The sequence below is a fragment of the Shinella sp. M31 genome, assembly GCF_049199205.1.
Lineage (GTDB): Bacteria > Pseudomonadota > Alphaproteobacteria > Rhizobiales > Rhizobiaceae > Shinella.
In genome coordinates this window covers 29,324-46,817 of record NZ_JBLZPH010000045.1, presented here as the reverse complement: position 1 = coordinate 46,817, position 17,494 = coordinate 29,324, and the positions used below count along the sequence as shown (strand labels likewise).

The 17,494-nt window shown below is 64.9% G+C and carries 17 protein-coding genes and 1 pseudogene; 16 read left to right on the top strand and 2 right to left on the bottom strand.

Annotated features, from left to right (window positions below; translation table 11 throughout):
* The coding region (locus ACOZKU_RS06700; RefSeq protein WP_421578189.1) for an ABC transporter substrate binding protein at window positions 1-503 on the bottom strand (503 nt) is incomplete at its 3' end.
* Between the two features lie 159 nt (window positions 504-662).
* Between ACOZKU_RS06700 and ACOZKU_RS06695 the strand changes: the two genes are divergently transcribed.
* The 10 genes from ACOZKU_RS06695 to ACOZKU_RS06650 all read left to right on the top strand — a co-directional run bounded on the left by ACOZKU_RS06695 (window position 663) and on the right by ACOZKU_RS06650 (window position 11,879).
* Window positions 663-1,427 (top strand): GntR family transcriptional regulator, encoded by a 765-nt coding sequence (locus ACOZKU_RS06695; RefSeq protein ID WP_421578188.1) that lies wholly within the window; start codon window positions 663-665, stop codon window positions 1,425-1,427.
* Between the two features lie 68 nt (window positions 1,428-1,495).
* Window positions 1,496-2,020 (top strand): MarR family winged helix-turn-helix transcriptional regulator, encoded by a 525-nt coding sequence (locus ACOZKU_RS06690; protein WP_421578187.1) that lies wholly within the window; start codon window positions 1,496-1,498, stop codon window positions 2,018-2,020.
* A gap of 190 nt (window positions 2,021-2,210) precedes the next feature.
* Window positions 2,211-4,529: a bifunctional salicylyl-CoA 5-hydroxylase/oxidoreductase gene (locus tag ACOZKU_RS06685; protein ID WP_421578186.1), complete on the top strand. Its 2,319-nt coding sequence runs from the start codon at window positions 2,211-2,213 to the stop codon at window positions 4,527-4,529.
* Window positions 4,526-5,296, top strand: a complete 771-nt coding sequence (locus ACOZKU_RS06680) for an SDR family NAD(P)-dependent oxidoreductase (RefSeq protein ID WP_421578185.1) — start codon at window positions 4,526-4,528, stop codon at window positions 5,294-5,296. Before ACOZKU_RS06685 ends, ACOZKU_RS06680 begins: the two co-directional genes overlap by 4 nt.
* 11 nt (window positions 5,297-5,307) lie before the next feature.
* Entirely contained in the window at window positions 5,308-6,150 is an 843-nt protein-coding gene (locus tag ACOZKU_RS06675) for an enoyl-CoA hydratase family protein (RefSeq protein WP_421578184.1), read from the top strand.
* Window positions 6,151-6,152: 2 nt separating this feature from the next.
* Complete coding sequence (locus ACOZKU_RS06670; RefSeq protein ID WP_421578183.1) at window positions 6,153-7,325, top strand: acyl-CoA dehydrogenase family protein; 1,173 nt, start codon at window positions 6,153-6,155, stop codon at window positions 7,323-7,325.
* An 8-nt stretch (window positions 7,326-7,333) separates the two neighbouring features.
* A complete protein-coding gene (locus ACOZKU_RS06665) occupies window positions 7,334-7,729 on the top strand; it encodes a RidA family protein (protein WP_421578182.1) in 396 nt (131 codons plus the stop codon).
* Between the two features lie 8 nt (window positions 7,730-7,737).
* Window positions 7,738-9,696 (top strand): 3-hydroxyacyl-CoA dehydrogenase NAD-binding domain-containing protein, encoded by a 1,959-nt coding sequence (locus ACOZKU_RS06660; protein WP_421578181.1) that lies wholly within the window; start codon window positions 7,738-7,740, stop codon window positions 9,694-9,696.
* A 69-nt stretch (window positions 9,697-9,765) separates the two neighbouring features.
* Window positions 9,766-11,001, top strand: coding sequence for a cysteine desulfurase-like protein (locus ACOZKU_RS06655; protein ID WP_421578180.1), 1,236 nt, complete (start codon window positions 9,766-9,768; stop codon window positions 10,999-11,001).
* A 62-nt stretch (window positions 11,002-11,063) separates the two neighbouring features.
* A complete protein-coding gene (locus ACOZKU_RS06650; protein WP_314093292.1) occupies window positions 11,064-11,879 on the top strand; it encodes a helix-turn-helix transcriptional regulator in 816 nt (271 codons plus the stop codon).
* A 232-nt stretch (window positions 11,880-12,111) separates the two neighbouring features.
* Here the strand turns inward: ACOZKU_RS06650 and ACOZKU_RS06645 are convergent, their stop codons facing one another.
* A complete protein-coding gene (locus ACOZKU_RS06645) occupies window positions 12,112-13,224 on the bottom strand; it encodes an aminotransferase class I/II-fold pyridoxal phosphate-dependent enzyme (protein WP_421578179.1) in 1,113 nt (370 codons plus the stop codon).
* A gap of 202 nt (window positions 13,225-13,426) precedes the next feature.
* Here ACOZKU_RS06645 and ACOZKU_RS06640 point away from each other — a divergent pair, with 202 nt between their 5' ends.
* The 6 genes and pseudogenes from ACOZKU_RS06640 to ACOZKU_RS06615 all read left to right on the top strand — a co-directional run.
* On the top strand, window positions 13,427-14,242 hold the full coding sequence (locus tag ACOZKU_RS06640; RefSeq protein ID WP_421578178.1) for a transporter substrate-binding domain-containing protein: 816 nt from the start codon (window positions 13,427-13,429) through the stop codon (window positions 14,240-14,242).
* A 65-nt stretch (window positions 14,243-14,307) separates the two neighbouring features.
* Window positions 14,308-15,003 (top strand): ABC transporter permease, encoded by a 696-nt coding sequence (locus tag ACOZKU_RS06635; protein ID WP_421578177.1) that lies wholly within the window; start codon window positions 14,308-14,310, stop codon window positions 15,001-15,003.
* Window positions 15,000-15,692 (top strand): ABC transporter permease, encoded by a 693-nt coding sequence (locus ACOZKU_RS06630; RefSeq protein ID WP_421578176.1) that lies wholly within the window; start codon window positions 15,000-15,002, stop codon window positions 15,690-15,692. The genes ACOZKU_RS06635 and ACOZKU_RS06630 overlap by 4 nt, the downstream gene beginning before the upstream one ends.
* A complete protein-coding gene (locus ACOZKU_RS06625; RefSeq protein ID WP_421578175.1) occupies window positions 15,692-16,429 on the top strand; it encodes an amino acid ABC transporter ATP-binding protein in 738 nt (245 codons plus the stop codon). Before ACOZKU_RS06630 ends, ACOZKU_RS06625 begins: the two co-directional genes overlap by 1 nt.
* 11 nt (window positions 16,430-16,440) lie before the next feature.
* A complete protein-coding gene (locus ACOZKU_RS06620; RefSeq protein WP_314093299.1) occupies window positions 16,441-17,217 on the top strand; it encodes an inositol monophosphatase family protein in 777 nt (258 codons plus the stop codon).
* A gap of 70 nt (window positions 17,218-17,287) precedes the next feature.
* Window positions 17,288-17,494: pseudogene (locus tag ACOZKU_RS06615) on the top strand (BON domain-containing protein); the annotation flags it as partial.

Below are 17,494 nucleotides of genomic sequence, written 5' to 3'. Positions count from 1 at the left end.
ACGCCGAAACGCTTGGCGTTCGGCAGCAGCTTGTGGGCGAATTCCATCACGGCGGCGACGTCCTGCAGGTCGGTCGCGCCGGTCATGCCGTCGTCGCCGGCTTCCCAGGAGGGCACCAGCTTGGCGGCCACCGGATCGGTGACGGCCGAGAAGACGACCGGAATGCCGGAGCCGGCGAGTGCCTTCTTGGCGATCTGCGAGACCGGCGTGGTGATCGTGTAGATCAGCTTGGGCTGTTCGGCCTGCAGCTTGGCGATCATCTGCGGCACCAGCGAGGCGTCGAAATTGGTGTGGCTTTCGGAATAGACGACGTCCTTGCCCTCGACGAAGCCGTTTTCGGCCATCGCCTTCTTGAAGCCGGCAATCGAGGCGGCAAGCTGTGGATGTTCGCCGAAATTGGCAATGCCGATGCGGATCGGCTCGGCGAGCGCGTTTGCGGCGCCAAGCGCCAGGGCGCCGGCCAGAACCAATCCCGAAACGAATGACTTTGTAAGCCTGCTCATGAAATCCTCCCAGAGATGACAAGCGGCCGCCGTTCTCCAGCGGCTTGGCGCGGATCATGGCGGCGGTGGAGCGGCTTGTCAATAATATATATATTTTGATTGCAGGGCCAAAACTATATATATTTGATGCAGAGAGTTGCCGGGTGCCAGGGGATCTCGATGCAAGAGCACGAGCAAGCGACCAAGACCGAATCCGCCTATCGCCTGCTGCGCCGCGATATCCTCGCGACGCGGCTGAGGCCCGGTGCGCCGATGAAGCTGAGTGCCTTGCGCGATCGCTACGAACTTGGCTGGACGCCGTTGCGCGAGGCGCTGTCGCGGCTGGAGGCCGAAGGACTGGTGACGGCGATCAGCAATCGCGGCTTTGCCGTCGCCCCGGTCTCTCTCGGTGCGCTGGAGGACCTCACGCGCGCGCGCATGGTGGTGGAAATTCCGCTCCTGCTGGAAGCGATTGCCAACGGCGACAGCGCCTGGGAATCGGAGGTCGTCACGGCGCATTACCGGCTGTCGCGTTGCAAGCTGGTCGTCGAAACGGCGACGGAGGCCGAGATCGACGAGTGGGACGAACGGCACGCCGCCTTCCACACCGCCTTGATCAGCGCTGCCCGCTCCAACTGGCTCATGCGTTTCCAGGCGACGGTGTCCGACCAGCTGCGCCGCCATCACCGTTTCCTCAGCCTCGCCCCGGCGCTTCGCGCGGCCGAGGGCAGGACGGAAGGCTACGAGGCGGCGGTCGCGGCGCTTCATGACGCCATGTCGATTAAGCATCATACCGAGCTGATGGAGGCCGCTCTGGACCGGGATGCCGCGCGGGCGCAGGCCCTGATGGCTGCGCATATCGGCCTGACGGTGACCGTCTTTGCCCAATCGGAGGACGGCGACCGCACTGCGCCGCCGCTTTCCGCGCTGCACGCCGCCAAATGACGGCGCTGTCCAAGCGCTGCAAACATCTCTAAAAGGCAAGGCGACGGGACAGGGAACGGACCTTTGTTATGACGGGTGACGACGAATTCGCCATCGCGCCGGACTGGCTGGATGGCGAAACCAAGGCTCTGGAGGCGCCGAACGATCACCGTGCCGAGCTTCGCCTCTGGCTGCGCCTGCTCACCTGCTCGACGCTGGTGGAAAGCGAAGTGCGCCGACGCCTGCGTGAGGAATTCGATTCCACCCTGCCGCGCTTCGACCTGATGGCCCAGCTGGAGCGAGCGCCCGACGGCATGGTGCTGGGCGAGGTCTCGAAGCGCATGATGGTGTCACCGGGCAATATCACCGTGCTCGTCGAGCGCCTGACGGAGAGCGGTCATCTCAGCCGCACGACGCTTCCGACCGACCGCCGCGTGCAGATTATCGCGCTCACCCCCTTCGGCCGCGCCGAATTCGAGAAGATGGCGGCCCGCCACGCCGACTGGATTTCCGACCTCTTCGCCGGTCTCGAACCGGCAGATGGCGCCGTGCTGATGGACGCGCTTGCCAAGCTCAAGCGCTCGGTTATCGCCTCGCTCGCCAAGGGTGGCTGAGAAAGCTTTTCGCCTCTCCAAGCATGTTTTGCCCGGTGCGCCACACCGGCGGACTGCGCTTGCGCGTATCGTGACGCCAAAACAATTTTAAGCTTGAAATTTCTCCGAAACGGGTCCAACCTGCTGCCACAGTCCGGAAGCCCGTGCGGCGTCTGCGACGCACGCGGCCGGAGCTCGGGAGGAGAACGACATGCGGATCGTCTGTATCGGTGGTGGGCCAGCCGGTCTCTATTTCGCGCTTCTGATGAAGCGCCAGCATCCCGAACACCAGATCACCGTCGTCGAGCGCAACCGGGCTTTCGATACGTTCGGCTGGGGCGTGGTCTTCTCCGACGCCACCATGCAGTCGATGCGCCATTGGGATCCGGAAACGGCCGAGGCGATCGAGGTTTCCTTCAACCATTGGGATGATATCGAGCTGGTCTTCAAGGGCCGCAAGATCCGCACCACCGGCCACGGCTTCGTCGGCATCGGCCGCAAGAAGATGCTCAACATCCTGCAGGAGCGCTGCCTGGAACTCGGCGTCGAGCTTTTGTTCGAGCGCGACGTGCAGGGCGACGAGGAATTTCCGGACGCCGACCTCATCATCGCTTCCGATGGCGTCAATTCCCGCATCCGCAACAGATATGCCGACGTCTTCCAGCCCGACATGGTGGTGCGGCCGAACCGCTATATCTGGCTCGGCACCAACAAACCGTTCGATGCCTTCACCTTCGATTTCCAGCGCACGGAGCACGGCTGGTTCCAGGCGCATGTCTACCGCTTCGACGACACGACCTCGACCTTTATCGTCGAGACGACGGACGAGGTCTTCAAGGCGCATGGACTGGACCAGATGGACCAGGACCAGTCCATCGCCTTCTGCGAAAAGCTCTTTGCCGAAAGCCTCGACGGCCACAGCCTGATGACCAATGCACGCCACCTGCGCGGCTCCGCCTGGCTGAATTTCGGCCGGCTGATCTGCGAGAAATGGAGCCATTTCAACGGCAACAGCCATGTCGTGCTGATGGGTGACAGCGCCCACACCGCCCATTTCGCCATCGGCTCCGGCACCAAGCTTGCCATCGACGATGCGATCGAGCTGACCCGGCAATTCGACATCCTCGGCCATGACAAGGCCAATATCCCGGCCGTGCTCGCGGCCTATGAAGAAGTGCGCCGTATCGACGTCGCCCGCATCCAGAATGCCGCGCGCAACGCCATGGAATGGTTCGAGGTGGTCGGCACGCGCTATGCCGATACGCTGGAGCCGGAACAGTTCATGTATTCGATGCTGACGCGCTCGCAGCGCATCAGCCACGAGAACCTGCGCCTGCGCGACAGGGAGTGGCTGGAAGGTTTCGAGCGCTGGTTCGCCGAGCGGGCGGGTGCGGAGAAGGCCGCGAACGGCGCCGTGCCGCCGCCGATGTTCACGCCCTTCAAACTGCGTGGCCTGACGCTCCGCAACCGCATCGTCGTCTCGCCGATGGCGATGTATTCGGCGACGGATGGTCTCCCGGGCGACTTCCATCTCGTGCATCTCGGCGCGCGCGCCATGGGCGGTGCCGCCCTCGTTTTCCCCGAAATGACCTGCGTCTCGCCCGATGCGCGCATAACGCCCGGCTGCCTTGGCCTGTGGAACGACGCGCAGCAGCAGGCTTTCCAGCGCATCGTCGATTTCGTGCATCACGAAACGCCCGCCAAGATCGGTATCCAGCTCGGCCATGCCGGCCGCAAGGGCGCGACGAAACTCGCCTGGGAGGGCATCGACCAGCCGCTCTCGGAAGGCGCATGGCCGCTGATCTCGGCCTCGGCCTTGCCCTATCTCAAGCATTCCCAAACGCCGCGCGAAATGACCCGCGACGACATGGACCGCGTCATCGCGGATTTCGTGACGGCAACCGAACGGGCGCGCGACATCGGCTTCGACATTCTCGAACTGCACGCCGCGCACGGCTATCTGCTGTCGAGCTTCCTCTCCCCGCTCACCAACCAGCGCACCGACGACTACGGCGGTGACCACGCGGCGCGCGCCCGCTTCCCGCTCGAAGTGTTCCACGCCATCCGTAAGGTCTGGCCTGAGGACAGGCCGATCTCCGTGCGCCTCTCGACCAACGACTGGCACGAGGGCGGCAACACGCCGGAGGATGCGGCGATCTTCGCGAGGATGTTCAAGGAGGCCGGCGCCGATATGATCGACTGCTCGTCCGGCCAGGTGGTGAAGGAGGAGAAGCCGGTCTATGGTCGCCTGTTCCAGACCCCGTTTTCCGACAAGATCCGCAACGAGATCCAGGTGCCGACCATCGCCGTCGGCGCGATTTCCGAGGCCGATCACGCCAATTCGATCATCGCCGCCGGCCGCGCCGATCTCTGCGCCGTCGCCCGCCCGCATCTCGCCGACCCGTCCTTCGTGATGCACGAGGCGGCGAAGATCGGCTACGATGCCCAGCCTTGGCCGAAACAATATTATTCCGCCCGCGCGCAATATGTGAACAACCTCGCCCGCGCGACGACGGCGGGCAAGCCATGAGCAAACGGCACGCTTTCGTCACCGGTGCCGGCAGCGGCATCGGCAAGGCCATCGCGCTGACGCTCGCCGCCGAGGGGCATATCGTCAGCCTCGCCGGCCGGCGGGCCGGACCTCTGGAGGCCGTGCGTGACGAGATCCGCGCGGCCGGTGGTGATGCTTTTGTCCACGACGGTTTCGACGTGACGGATGCCGCGGCCGTCGAGCGCGGCATCGCGGCCGCCGTCGCATCGGCCGGCGAGATCGCCGTGCTCGTCAACTGCGCCGGCGAAGCGCCCTCGGCGCCGTTCGAGAAGACCGATTTCGCCCTCTGGCAGCGCGTGCTCTCCATTAATCTCACCGGCGTCTATATCGTTACGCAGGCCGCGCTCGCCTCCGTGCGTCGGGCCGGCAAGGGCCGCATCGTCAATGTCGCGAGCACGGCGGGCCTCACCGGCTATGCCTATGTCTCGGCCTATTGCGCCTCCAAACACGGCGTCATCGGCCTGACGCGGGCGCTGGCGCTGGAACTGGCCCGTACCGACATCACCGTCAACGCCGTCTGCCCCGGCTTCACCGATACGCCGCTCATCGACGGTGCGCTCGACACGATCACGGAAAAAACCGGCCGTTCGCGTGAGGAGGCGCGCGCCAGCCTTGCGCGCTCCAACCCGCAGGGCCGGCTGGTGAGCCCGGCCGAGGTGGCGCACACGGTTTCCTGGCTCGCCTCGGAAGGGGCAAGCGCAATCACCGGACAGGCTATCGCGGTCGCCGGCGGCGAAATTCTGTGAAGGACGATGACATGACGAACCCCATGCAGGCCAAGCAGCGCCCCTTCAAGAACCATGTCGCGAAGCATTTCCTGTTCGAGACGGATGCCGATGGCCGCGTCGCGACGATCACGCTGAACCGCCCGGACAAGAAAAACCCGCTGACCTTCGAAAGCTATGAGGAGCTGGGCGACCTCTTCCGCGCGTTGACGCGGGCCAGTGACGTGCGCGCCGTGGTGCTGACGGGCGCCGCCGGCAATTTTTCCTCGGGCGGTGACGTCTTCGATATCATCAAGCCGCTGACCGAAATGGCGATGCCGGATCTTCTCGCCTTTACCCGCATGACGGGCGAGCTTGTGCGCCAGATGCGCGCCTGTCCGCAACCGATCATCGCTGCCGTCGATGGCATCTGCGCCGGTGCCGGCGCGATCCTCGCCATGGCTTCTGACCACCGTGTGGCAACGCCGGAAACGAAGACCGCCTTCCTCTTCACCCGCGTCGGGCTTGCCGGAGCGGACATGGGCGCCTGCGGCATCCTTCCCCGCATCATCGGCCAGGGCCGCGCCGCCGAACTGCTGTTCACCGGCCGGGTGATGAGCGCTGCGGAAGGCCACAATTGGGGTTTCTACAACGCCCTGCACGAGCGCGACACCGTGCTCGCCGAAGCCCAAAAATTCGCCCGCACTCTCGCCAATGGCCCATGGTTCGCCCATGCCATGACGAAAAAGATGCTCGATCAGGAATGGGCGATGGGCATCGACCAGATGATCGAGGCGGAAGCGCAGGCGCAGGCGATCTGCATGGCGACCGGCGATTTCCGCCGCGCCTTCGAAGCCTTCGCCGCCAAAGCGAAGCCCGCCTTCGAGGGGAACTGAAGATGGGGCCGACCCGCGATCACCTCGACTGGCCGTTCTTCGACGAGAGCCATCGCGCGCTTGCAGCTGAACTCGACGGCTTCGTCGCGCGCGGCGGCCTCGACAATATCGACCATGGCAATGTCGATGCAGCCTGTCGGCAATTGGTCGCGAGCCTCGGCGCCGCCGGTATCCTGCGCCATTGCGTTCCAAGAGCTTTCGGCGGGGCCAGTGAGGAGATCGACAGCCGGACGCTCTGCCTGGTGCGCGAAACGCTCGCCTATACTGACGGCCTCGCCGACTTCGCCTTTGCCATGCAGGGGCTCGGCACCGGCGCGATCAGCCTGTCCGGCTCGCTCGCGCTGAAGGAGCAGGTGCTGCCAAAAGTGGCGCGCGGCGAATGGCTCTCCGCCTTCGCGCTCTCCGAACCCGACGCCGGCTCAGACGTCGCCGCGCTCGCCTGCGTCGCCCGGCGGGAGGGGGACCATTTCATTCTCGACGGTGAAAAGACCTGGATTTCCAACGGCGGCATCGCCGATGTCTATACACTCTTCGCCCGCACCGGCGAAGCGCCCGGCACGCGCGGCATCTCCGCTTTCGTCGTCTTCGCCGATACGCCGGGTTTCACCATCGCCGAGCGCATTGAGACCATCGCGCCGCATCCGCTTGCCCGCATCCGTTTCGACAATTGCCGCATCCCCGCGACGCAGCTGCTCGGCAGCCCCGGCGAAGGTTTCAAGATCGCCATGCGCACGCTCGATATTTTCCGCCCGTCCGTGGCGGCGGCGGCCACCGGCTTTGCCCGCCGCGCGCTCGATGAAGCGGTGGCTTATGCGAAAAACCGAAAAATGTTCGGCGCCACACTCTCCGACCTGCCGACGGCGCAAAGCACGCTCGGCGAAATGGCGACCGCCATCGATGCCGCCGCGCTTTTGACCAGCCGCACCGCCTGGAAGCGCGATGTGCAGAAGCAACCCACGACGCGCGAAGCGGCGATGGCCAAGATGACCGCGACGGAAAATGCCCAATGGGTCATCGACCAGGCGCTGCAACTGTTCGGGGGCAGGGGCGTGCGCACGGGCGAAATCACCGAGCGGCTCTACCGCGAGATCCGGGCGCTGCGCATCTACGAGGGCGCGACGGAAGTTCAAAAGCTCATCATCGGCCGCGAGCTGATGAAGGACGCGGCACGATAGGAGAGACCATGCACACCATCCTGCAACCGGAAGGCTGGGCGAAGCCCATCGGCTATGCCAACGGCGTGGCGGCGTCGGGCCGCACGCTCTTCGTCGGCGGTCAGATCGGCTGGAATGCGCAGGCGCAGTTCGAGACCGACGATTTCGTCGAGCAGGTGCGCCAGACGCTTAAGAATGTCGTGGCCGTGCTCGCCGCCGGTGGTGCCGAGCCACACCACATCACCTCCATGACCTGGTATTTCACCGACAAGCAGGAATATCTGAGCAATCTGCGCGGCATCGGCCAGGCCTATCGCGAAACCATCGGCCGGCACTATCCCGCCATGGCCGCCATGCAGGTGGTGGCGCTGGTGGAAGACCGCGCCAAGATCGAAATCCAGGCCACGGCCGTCGTTCCCGAATAGGCGTGAAGATGCGGTTTTCCGAGAGCGTTTCGGCTTCCAGCCATGACGGCGTGCTCGTCGTCACCATCGACAATCCGCCGGTCAACGCGCTCTCGGCGCACGTCCGCGCCGGGCTCGTCGCAGCGCTGGACCATGCCGCCGAAACACCCGCTATCCTGGGTGTCGTGATCGCCAGCGTGGGCCGGACCTTCATCGGCGGGGCCGATATCCGCGAATTCGGCAAGCCGCCGATCGCGCCAATGCTGCCCGAGGTGATCGAGCGTATCGAAGGCTCGGAAAAGCCGGTGGTCTCAGCCGTGAACGGCGCGGCCCTCGGTGGTGGCTGCGAGGTGGCGCTGGCTTGTCACGGCCGCATCGCCGGGGACGGTGCGAGCTTCGGCCTGCCGGAAGTGAAGCTCGGCCTCGTGCCCGGTGCCGGCGGAACGCAGCGTCTGCCGCGTCTGATCGGCACGGTCGCGGCCATCGATCTCATCGGCACAGGCCGGACGGTGAAGAGCGTCGAGGCTGTGGCATTGGGCCTTGCCGACACCGTTGCCGCCGATGCCGTCGCCGCCGCCATCGCAACCGTGCGGGAAAAGGCCGGGCAGCCGCTGCGCCGCACCGGTGCGCTTGCCGTGTCCCACGCGGATGAGATTGCCGTCAGCGCGGTGGAGGCGAAAGTCATCGGCAAGAGCCGGGGCCAGACGGCGCCCGCCGAGGCCATCCGCCTTGTCAGGGCGGCCGGCCGGCTTGATCTCCAACAGGGGCTGGCAGAGGAGCGGGCCACCTTCCTGCGCCTGCGCGACTCCGAGGAGTCCGCCGCCTTGCGGCATGTCTTCTTCGCCGAGCGCGCCGCCGGCAGGGTCGATGCACTTGAGGGCGTGCAGTCGCGGCGCATCGAGACCGTCGGCGTGGTCGGCACGGGGCTGATGGGCTCCGGCATTGCCGTCTCTGCACTCACCGGTGGTTACCGCGTCGTCGCGCTTGAACAGAGTGTGGAGGCGGCCGAGGGCGGCCGCGCCCGCATTTCCGGCCTGCTCGACAAGGCCGTCCAATCAAAACGCCTCACGCTCGAGACGCGCGACGCCTGCCTTGCCCGGCTGGAGACGACCGCCGATGCCAAAGACCTCGCGACGGCCGATCTGGTCATCGAGGCGGTTTTTGACGACCTTGCGGTGAAGACCGAGCTGTTCCGCAGGCTCGACGGTATCGTCGCGCCGCAGGCCATTCTGGCGACCAACACAAGTTATCTCGATCCCGACACCATCGCCGCCGCCACCGCCGATCCGTCCCGCGTGGTCGGACTACACTTCTTCTCGCCGGCCAATATCATGCGCCTCGTGGAGGTGGTCGAGTGCACGAAAACCGCGCCTGACGTGCTGGCAAGCGCGCTCGCTTTCGTCAAGCGTCTCGGCAAGCTCCCGATCGTCTGCGGCGTCACCGAAGGTTTTGTCGGCAACCGCATCTTCTCCGCTTATCGCCGCGAGGCGGAATTCATGGTGGAGGATGGCGCGTTTCCGCAGGAGATCGATGCCGCGATGGAGGCCTATGGTTTCCCCATGGGCTTCTTCGCCGTCAGCGACATGGCCGGCCTCGGGATCGCCTGGGCGCGCCGCAAGCGCCAGGCTGCGACGCGCAATCCCGCAGAGCGTTACGTTGAGATCGCCGACAGGCTGTGCGAGGCGGGCCGGCTCGGCCGCAAGACCGGACTTGGCTGGTACGCCTATCCGCGGGGTGAGAAAACCGTCGATCCCGCCGTCACCGCCGTCATCGAAGCGGCGCGGGCAGCGAAGGGCATCGTGCCGCGCGCTTTCACGGCAGACGAGATCATGGACCGGCTTCTGACCGTGATGGCCGACGAGGGCAGGGCGCTCCTTGCCGAGGGAATTGCCGCGCGCGCCAGCGATATCGATCTGGTGATGATCAACGGCTACGGATTTCCCGCGCACAAGGGCGGCCCGATGTTTGCCGCCGACCTCATCTCCTAGGTGGATGGCGGCGGGCGGCGGAACGCGGCACACAGGAGCGACAACAGCGTTCTGAAAAGGGTGCCGCCCATGACTGCCTATCCGATCGACCTCATCCGCGCTTCCTTCCCCGCTCTGGAGGGGGCGCGCACCGCCTATCTCGACAATCCCGCGGGAACGCTGGTTCCCCGGACGGTGATCGATGCCGTGGCCGAGGCGATGGCGACGGCTTCGTCCAATCTCGGCGGGCGCTTTGCTGCCTCTCAGCGCGCGGATGCCACCTGGCGTGCAGCGCATGATGCGGCGGCAGAATTCGTCAACGCCGCCTCCTGGCAGGAAATGATCATTGGCCCGAACATGACGACGCTCGCCTTCCAGATGGCGCGCGTCATCGGCAGCACGCTGACGCCCGGCGACGAGGTTATCGTCACGCGCATGGACCATGAAGGCAACGTCTCACCCTGGCTTGCCATGGCCGAGGCCTACGGGCTGACGGTGAAGTGGCTGCCCTTCAACAAGGAGACCTGGCGCATAGAGCCGGAAGACCTTGCAGCGCTGCTCACGCCGCGCACGAAATTCCTGGCGCTCAACTACGCCTCTAACATGACCGGCAGCATCAACGACGTCGCCGGGCTGACGGCGCTGGCCAAGGCGGCAGGCGCGCTGGTCTGGATCGACGCGGTGCAGCTCGCACCCCACCACCTGCCGGACGTGCAGGCAATCGGCTGCGATTTCCTCGTCTGCTCGTCCTACAAGTTCTTCGGCCCGCATCTCGGCGTGCTCTGGGGCCGCGGCGATCTCCTGCGCGCGCTGCCGCCGCATCGCGTACGCTGCCAGAGCGACGATATTCCGGACCGCTTCTGCACCGGCACGCCGCAGACCGAGCTTCTCGCCGGCCTGACCGCGACGGTCGACTATCTGGCATCGACGGGCGAAGCGGCCGGAAGCACCGGCACGCGGCGCGAAAAGATGGCCGGCGCCTATCAGGCCTTCGAAGCCTATGAGGCGGGCCTGACGCGCCGGCTGATCGGCGGGCTGACCGCGCTGCCGGGTGTCCGGCTGGTCGGCATCGCCAATCCCAACCTCTTCGCCCATCGCGTGCCGACGATCTCGTTTACGCATGACCGCGTCTCGACCCATCGCTTCGCCGAAGCGCTGGCGAGCGAGGACATCAATGTCTGGTCCGGCCACAATTACGCGCTGGAGCCCGCCCGCCATCTCGGCCTTTCCGAGGAGGAAGGCGTGGTGCGCATCGGTATCGCGCATTACAATTCCGCCGAGGAGATCGAGCGCACATTGGGTGCCATCGGCAAGCTTGTCGCGTGAGGGCAGCTGTCGTAAAGGGGTTTAAATAGCCGTTTTTCTTTAGGAATCGCGCAGATGGAAGCATGACCGATAGTGCCAGCTGGATAGAGCCCTTCGCCCATGCGCTCGACCGCTACGACCAGCCCGACAGCGTGTCGGCGCTGTTGGCGGCCATCGGCTCGGTGGCGCGGTTTCATCTGGCGCTGTCGGTGGTGCATCGCAAGAACGGCGGGCCGAGCTATGTCTTCGACACGTTTTCCGGCCCCAAGGCCAAGCGTGCGGTGCAGCTCTTCATCGCCGGCACCTATCTGCTCAATCCGTTCTACAACGCCTATCTCGCCGGCCTGCCGGCGGGCATCTACCTGATGCGGGACCTAGCGCCGGACGAATATCTCGGTTCCGACCTCTATCGCGGCCTCGATATCCGCCGCCATGAAGACGAGGAGCTGGGCTATCGCACCCATGGCTGGCCGGAAGGCATGGAGGAGCTGCTGATCGCCATCGAATTGCCAGGCGGCGAAATGGCGGAGATCAGCCTGTCGCGTATCCGCAGCGAGGGCGGTTTCGACGCGGCATCCGTCGCGCGGCTGCAAGAGGCGCATCCGCTCATCGCGGCGATTTTCCGGAGGCTCTGGGCGCATCTGTCGCGCAATGAGAATGCGCCGCAGGCACGCCCCATCGATCATCTCTTCAGCGATTTCGGACGCGATGTGCTGAGCCCGCGCGAGCGGGAGGTGGCGCTGCTGATCCTGAAGGGGCATTCCAGCGAGTCGATCAGCTACCATCTGGGCATCTCGATCGCCACGGTGAAGACGCATCGGCAGAAGCTCTATGCCAAGCTCAATCTCTCCACGCAGCAGGAGCTGTTCTCGACATTTCTGCGCAGCCTCAATCTGTGAGGTGAGGGGCGGTGCGCTCGTCTGAGGCCGTAGCCACAGCCCGCGCCCGACCAATAGCTGTGTCCCGCCCCACCCACCAACGTCATCCTCGGCCTTGAGCCGAGGATCCACGCCACAAGCGAAGCGGTGGGGACGCGTGGATCCTCGGGTCAAGCCCTGACATGACGGAGGAGAGGGCGGTGGACTGTGCCGGCGGCGAGGGGCGAGTGTGGTTCACCCCTCACATCATTCTTCAAGCCTTCAGGTTTTCGCGGATCGCAGCCGAGATCGCCGCAAGACCCTTGCGCAACTCGTCCTCGGTCGGCCAGGCGTAGCCGATGCGGAAATGCCGGTCGTCCTGCTCGAACCAGCTGCCGCGGCCGACATAGGCCTGATGGCGGCTGTAGAGGCTTTCGTGGAAGCCGGCGAGATCGACATTGGCCGAGGGCACGATGCGCGGGAAACAGACGCAGCCGCCCGACGGCTCGACCCATTCGACGAGCGGTTCGGACGCGATCCAGTCCTTGACGATGGCGAAGGCGCTGGCAATGCGGGCATTGTTGAAGGCGAGCCACGCATCGCGCTGGCTGAGCGCGATATAGGCGATGTACTCGTCCACCGTGCTGCCGGAAATGCCGATCTGTTCGCGCGCGGCAAGGAAGGTTTCCATGAGATCCGCGTCGCGCGTGATCAGCCAGCCGATACGGATGCCGGGAATGCCGTAGGTCTTGGAGAGTGAGGACACGCTGATTGCCCGGTCCGACATGCTGGCGGCGACGGGAAGCATCGTGCCCGACGTCATCTCGCGATAGGTCTCGTCGAACAGCAGCCGCGTGCCCTTGCGCTCGATGAGCGCGACCAACGCCTTCAGTTCGCTCTCGGAAATCATCACACCGGTCGGGTTGTGCGGATAGGTGACGGAGACATATTTCGTCTCCGGCCGGATCGCTGCCTCGATGGCGGCGAGGTCGAGCCGGTAGCCGGTCTCGAAGGTAAGGTCGACAATGGTCATGTCAGCGCCGATGGTGCGCGGCGTTTCGAGGTTCGTCGCATAGTTCGGCCTGACCACGACGATGTGGTCGCCAGCCTCCAGCATCGAGGTCGCGATGATGAAGAGCGCGCCCGCCGCACCCGCCGTGACCAGCACGTCGTCGGCCTTCAGGCTTTCACCCGTGCCGGCAATCAGGCCGCGCAGGTCCGGCGCACCGCGATGGTCGCCGTAGCACAGCAGGATATCGTCCAGTCTGAGGTTCAGCTCACCCAGACGACGGTCGGCGACCGAGCTTTCCGAGAGATTGTAGCGGATCGTGTCGTAGCCGAGCTGCTCGGGGGATTCCAGCTCGATGGGCATGCGGACATATTTCATGGGGCTCTCCTCTGGCCTGCATATCAAAGGGCTAGATCAACCGGATGTCACATTCCATCCACCCCGAGGGTGATGGCGGTTCTCATGTGCGGGGTGAGCGGCATCATCCTTGGGGTGGATTTCCTCCCCCTTCCTTGCAGCGCATCGTTGCCTATCGGCGGAGTGAGGACCGTCGTCAAAGTCAACAAAGAAGGGGAATGCCATGAAATTCGTGACCGGTCTGTTGTCCGCCACAGTCGTCAGCCTGATGGCGGTTGCCATGCCCGCCCGAGCCGAAACGCTGCGCGTCGGCATGGAATGCACCTACGCGCCCTTCAACTACCGCACGCCCGAGGGCGAGATGGCCGGCTACGACGTCGACGTCGCCAAGGGCATTGCCGAGCGCATCGGCGTCGAGCTGGATTACGTCTGCCAGGAGTGGGACGGCATGATCCCGGCGCTGCTCGCCAGCAAGTTCGACCTGATCGTCGCCTCCATGTCGATCACCGAGGAGCGCAAGCAGAAGATCGATTTCTCGGTTCCCTACCGTGTCTCGCTCGGCCGCATCCTCGGCTCCAAGGACGCCGCGCTGAAGCTGTTCGATGCGGACGGCAAGCCGATCCCGGAGGCCTTCAACGGCCTGCGCTTCGGCGTGGAGCGCGCCTCGACCTATGCGAAATGGGTGGAAGCCAAGCTGCCGGGCGCGGAAATCGCGCTTTACGACGGCGCCCAGCCCATGCTGCTCGACCTGCAGAACGGCCGCCTCGACATCGCCATCACCAATCCCATGAAGGCCTATCTCGACTTCCTCAGCAAGGAGAACGGTGCCGGTTTCGAATTCGTTTCGCCGCCGATCGACGAGGTCGAATATTTCGGTCCGGGCGTCGGTGTCGGCCTGCGCAAGGGCAATGACGAACTGCTCGCCAAGATCGACAAGGCGCTCGAGGAGATGATCAAGGACGGCTCGCTCGAGAAATACAGCCTGAAATATTTCCCCTTCTCCATCCAGCCGGCAAACTGGAAGGGCGTCGGCCAGTAAGCATGACCTCCGGGCGTCGCGTCCGCCGCGGCGCCCGATCCGCATAGAGATTCTGGAGGTACGGCATGTCGATCCTCGACGGCTGGTGGGACGACTTCTTCTTCGGCCTGATGACGGTGTTGCGGGTCTTTTCGGTGTCGCTGGTGATCGCGGTCGTCTGCGGTCTGCTCGGCGCCTCGGCAAAATTGTCGAAAAGCCGCATCCTGCGCGGCATCGCCCAAGGCTACACCATCGTGTTTCGCGGCGCGCCGGAACTTCTGGTGCTGCTGCTGTTCTATTTCGGCATGGCGATCGCGCTCACCAAGCTGGTGCAGCTCGTCGATCCCTCGGTGAAGTTCATCGACCTGCCGCCGTTCTGGGCCGGCTCCATCGCCATCGGTCTCATCGTCGGCGCCTATATGACCGAAACCTTCCGCGGTGCCTTTCTCGGCGTCGATCGCGGCCAGGTCGAGGCGGCGCGGGCGCTCAGCCTCAAGCGCCACCAGATCTTCCGCTATGTACGCCTGCCGCAGATGTGGCGGCTGGCGCTGCCGAATTTCGGCAATCACATGCTGTCGATCATGAAGGATACGGCGCTCGTCTCGATCATCGGACTGGAGGAAATCCTCTTCGTCGCCAAGATGGCCAATTCGCTCATCCACCGCCCCTTCCTGCTCTACATGACCGTCGCCCTGATCTATCTGGCGATGACCACGGTCATCACGCTCGCCGTCGGCTGGCTGGAGCGACGCGCCAACCGTCATCTGAGAGGTGCCCGATGAGCTTCGATCTCTCGCTGATCGCCACCAGCCTCCCGAAAATCCTGCAGGGCCTGGGGCTGACCCTCAACCTTCTCGCCGTCTCCACCCTGTTCGGCCTGATCCTCGCAGTCGGCATCCTGCTGATGCGGCTGTCGCGCCGGTCCTGGCTCGTCTGGCCGGCCAAGGCCTACATCTACTTCTTCCGCGGCACGCCGCTGCTCGTCCAGCTCTTCGTCATCTATCACGGCTTGCCGCAGTTCGGCTTTGTCAGGCAGAGCGTGCTCTGGCCGATCCTGCGCGAACCCTACTGGTGCTCGGTCATCGCGCTGTCGCTCAACACGGCGGCTTACGTCTCGGAAATCCTGCGCGGCGGTGTGCTCGGCGTCGACAAGGGTTTTGTCGAGGCCGGCAAGGCGCTCGGTCTTTCCAGGTTCCAGCGCGCGACCCGCATCACCACCCCACTCGCCGTGCGCCTTGCGCTGCCCGCCTACAGCAACGAGATCGTCTCCATGCTGAAGTCGACCGCGCTCGCCTCCACCGTCACGCTGATGGAAATGACGGGCGTCGCCCGCACCATCGTGGCCGATACCTTCGCCCCCTACGAGATCTTCATCGCCGCGACGATCATCTATCTCGTGCTCGTCTGGATCATCCAGACCGGCTTCACGCTGATCGAGACCTATGCGAACCGCCATGTGAGAAAGACCTGATGGCCGATATCATTGTCCTGGAAAAGATGAACAAGTTCTACGGCACCTATCACGCGCTGAAGGACGTCAATCTCACGATCGCCAAGGGCGAGAAGGTCGTGGTCTGCGGCCCCTCCGGCTCTGGGAAATCGACCATGATCCGCTGCATCAACAGGCTCGAGGAGCATGACGGCGGGCGCATCGTCGTCGGCGGCGAGGAGCTGACCGACGACGAGAAGAAGATCGATCTGGTGCGCCGCGAGGTTGGCATGGTGTTCCAGAGCTTCAATCTCTTCCCGCATATGACCGTGCTGGAGAACCTGACGCTCGCGCCCCGTCTGGTGCGCAAGATGGCGGCGGCGGAGGCGGAGGCCGTCGCCATGAAATATCTCAGCCGCGTGCGCATTCCCGACCAGGCACATAAATATCCCTCGCAGCTTTCGGGCGGCCAGCAGCAGCGCGTCGCGATCGCCCGCGCGCTCTGCATGAACCCGGAGGTCATGCTGTTCGACGAGCCGACATCGGCGCTCGACCCGGAAATGATCTCCGAAGTGCTCGACGTCATGACCGACCTCGCCCGCGAGGGCATGACGATGGTCTGTGTGACGCACGAGATGGGCTTTGCCCGCTCCGTCGCCGACCGCATCGTCTTCATGGACCAGGGCGAGATCGTCGAAGTTTCCACCCCCGCCGAATTCTTCGCAGCCCCCAAGTCCGAGCGTGCCCGCACCTTCCTCGGACAGATCCTTGCCCATTGAGTAGAGCAGCCATGACCGACAGCACCGAAACCTTCCTCGCCTTCGCCGAGAAAATCGCCGACAGCTCCCGCGCCCTGCTTCTGGCCGCCGCCGAAGAGGCGCCCCGCGTCGACCTGAAACAGGATGCGAGCTTCGTCACCGCCACCGACCGGGCGGTGGAAGCCCGGCTGCGCGAACAGATCCGCGCCGCCTTTCCCGACCACGGCATCATGGGTGAGGAATATGGCAGCGAGCGGCTGGATGCCGAATTCGTCTGGGTGCTCGATCCGATCGACGGCACCGCCGCCTGGGTCGCCGGCATTCCCGTCTATGGTACGCTGATCTCGCTGGCGTACGGCGGCAAGCCGCTCCTCGGTGTCATCGATCTGCCCGCGACGGCCGAGCGCGTGACCGGCATTTCCGGTCAAGGCGCCTGGCACAATGGCAGGCCGATCCGCTGCCGCAAGGGCACCGCACTGGCCGATGCCTACATGACCTCCTCCAACCCGCGCTTCGTGCCGGAAGCCGACCGCGCGCCCTTCGCGCGGCTCGACAATGCCGTGCAGTTCACGCAATACGGCGGCAGCTGCTACAGTTATGGCTGTCTTGCACGCGGCCGCACGGATTTGGCCGTCGATGCCGGCTTCGACGCCTATGACCTCTTCGCCCCGACCGCCATCATCGAAGGCGCTGGCGGCATCGTGACCGACTGGCAGGGCGGCCCGCTCGATCTCGGCTGGAAGGGCTGCGTCCTTGCGGCGGGTGATCCGGCGCTGCATGCAAGCGCGCTCAAGGTTTTGGCCGGCTGAGGCTGCGGCGGAACAAAGCGCTGCCCTGCGCAGTTCGGCTCCATCATCTGAAACCGATGGAGCAAAGCAAATGGGCGACCGCAAACAAGCCTCTCGCGAGGACGATTTCCGCGATTACGAACAGCGCGATATTCGCGACGGCTGGCCCTATGCGGACAGCGATGGCGATCGCGAGGCCGGCAGGAATGCGCCCTACGGCACCGCGGGCGCCAATCTCGAGCAGCTGGACAACAAGGGCGTGGAAGTTGCCGGCGATCCCGAACTGCGGGATGTCGAT

What these genes read in the sequence shown, in the direction of transcription:
- ACOZKU_RS06665 (WP_421578182.1), top strand. Translation starts at nt 7,334, where the DNA reads ATGCACACCATCCTGCAACCGGAAGGCTGGGCGAAGCCCATCGGCTAT.
- ACOZKU_RS06660 (WP_421578181.1), top strand. Translation starts at nt 7,738, where the DNA reads ATGCGGTTTTCCGAGAGCGTTTCGGCTTCCAGCCATGACGGCGTGCTC.
- ACOZKU_RS06645 (WP_421578179.1), bottom strand. Translation starts at nt 13,224, where the DNA reads ATGAAATATGTCCGCATGCCCATCGAGCTGGAATCCCCCGAGCAGCTC.
- ACOZKU_RS06695 (WP_421578188.1), top strand. Translation starts at nt 663, where the DNA reads ATGCAAGAGCACGAGCAAGCGACCAAGACCGAATCCGCCTATCGCCTG.
- ACOZKU_RS06630 (WP_421578176.1), top strand. Translation starts at nt 15,000, where the DNA reads ATGAGCTTCGATCTCTCGCTGATCGCCACCAGCCTCCCGAAAATCCTG.
- ACOZKU_RS06675 (WP_421578184.1), top strand. Translation starts at nt 5,308, where the DNA reads ATGACGAACCCCATGCAGGCCAAGCAGCGCCCCTTCAAGAACCATGTC.
- ACOZKU_RS06685 (WP_421578186.1), top strand. Translation starts at nt 2,211, where the DNA reads ATGCGGATCGTCTGTATCGGTGGTGGGCCAGCCGGTCTCTATTTCGCG.
- ACOZKU_RS06655 (WP_421578180.1), top strand. Translation starts at nt 9,766, where the DNA reads ATGACTGCCTATCCGATCGACCTCATCCGCGCTTCCTTCCCCGCTCTG.
- ACOZKU_RS06650 (WP_314093292.1), top strand. Translation starts at nt 11,064, where the DNA reads ATGACCGATAGTGCCAGCTGGATAGAGCCCTTCGCCCATGCGCTCGAC.
- ACOZKU_RS06670 (WP_421578183.1), top strand. Translation starts at nt 6,153, where the DNA reads ATGGGGCCGACCCGCGATCACCTCGACTGGCCGTTCTTCGACGAGAGC.
- ACOZKU_RS06680 (WP_421578185.1), top strand. Translation starts at nt 4,526, where the DNA reads ATGAGCAAACGGCACGCTTTCGTCACCGGTGCCGGCAGCGGCATCGGC.
- ACOZKU_RS06635 (WP_421578177.1), top strand. Translation starts at nt 14,308, where the DNA reads ATGTCGATCCTCGACGGCTGGTGGGACGACTTCTTCTTCGGCCTGATG.
- ACOZKU_RS06640 (WP_421578178.1), top strand. Translation starts at nt 13,427, where the DNA reads ATGAAATTCGTGACCGGTCTGTTGTCCGCCACAGTCGTCAGCCTGATG.
- ACOZKU_RS06690 (WP_421578187.1), top strand. Translation starts at nt 1,496, where the DNA reads ATGACGGGTGACGACGAATTCGCCATCGCGCCGGACTGGCTGGATGGC.
- ACOZKU_RS06620 (WP_314093299.1), top strand. Translation starts at nt 16,441, where the DNA reads ATGACCGACAGCACCGAAACCTTCCTCGCCTTCGCCGAGAAAATCGCC.
- ACOZKU_RS06625 (WP_421578175.1), top strand. Translation starts at nt 15,692, where the DNA reads ATGGCCGATATCATTGTCCTGGAAAAGATGAACAAGTTCTACGGCACC.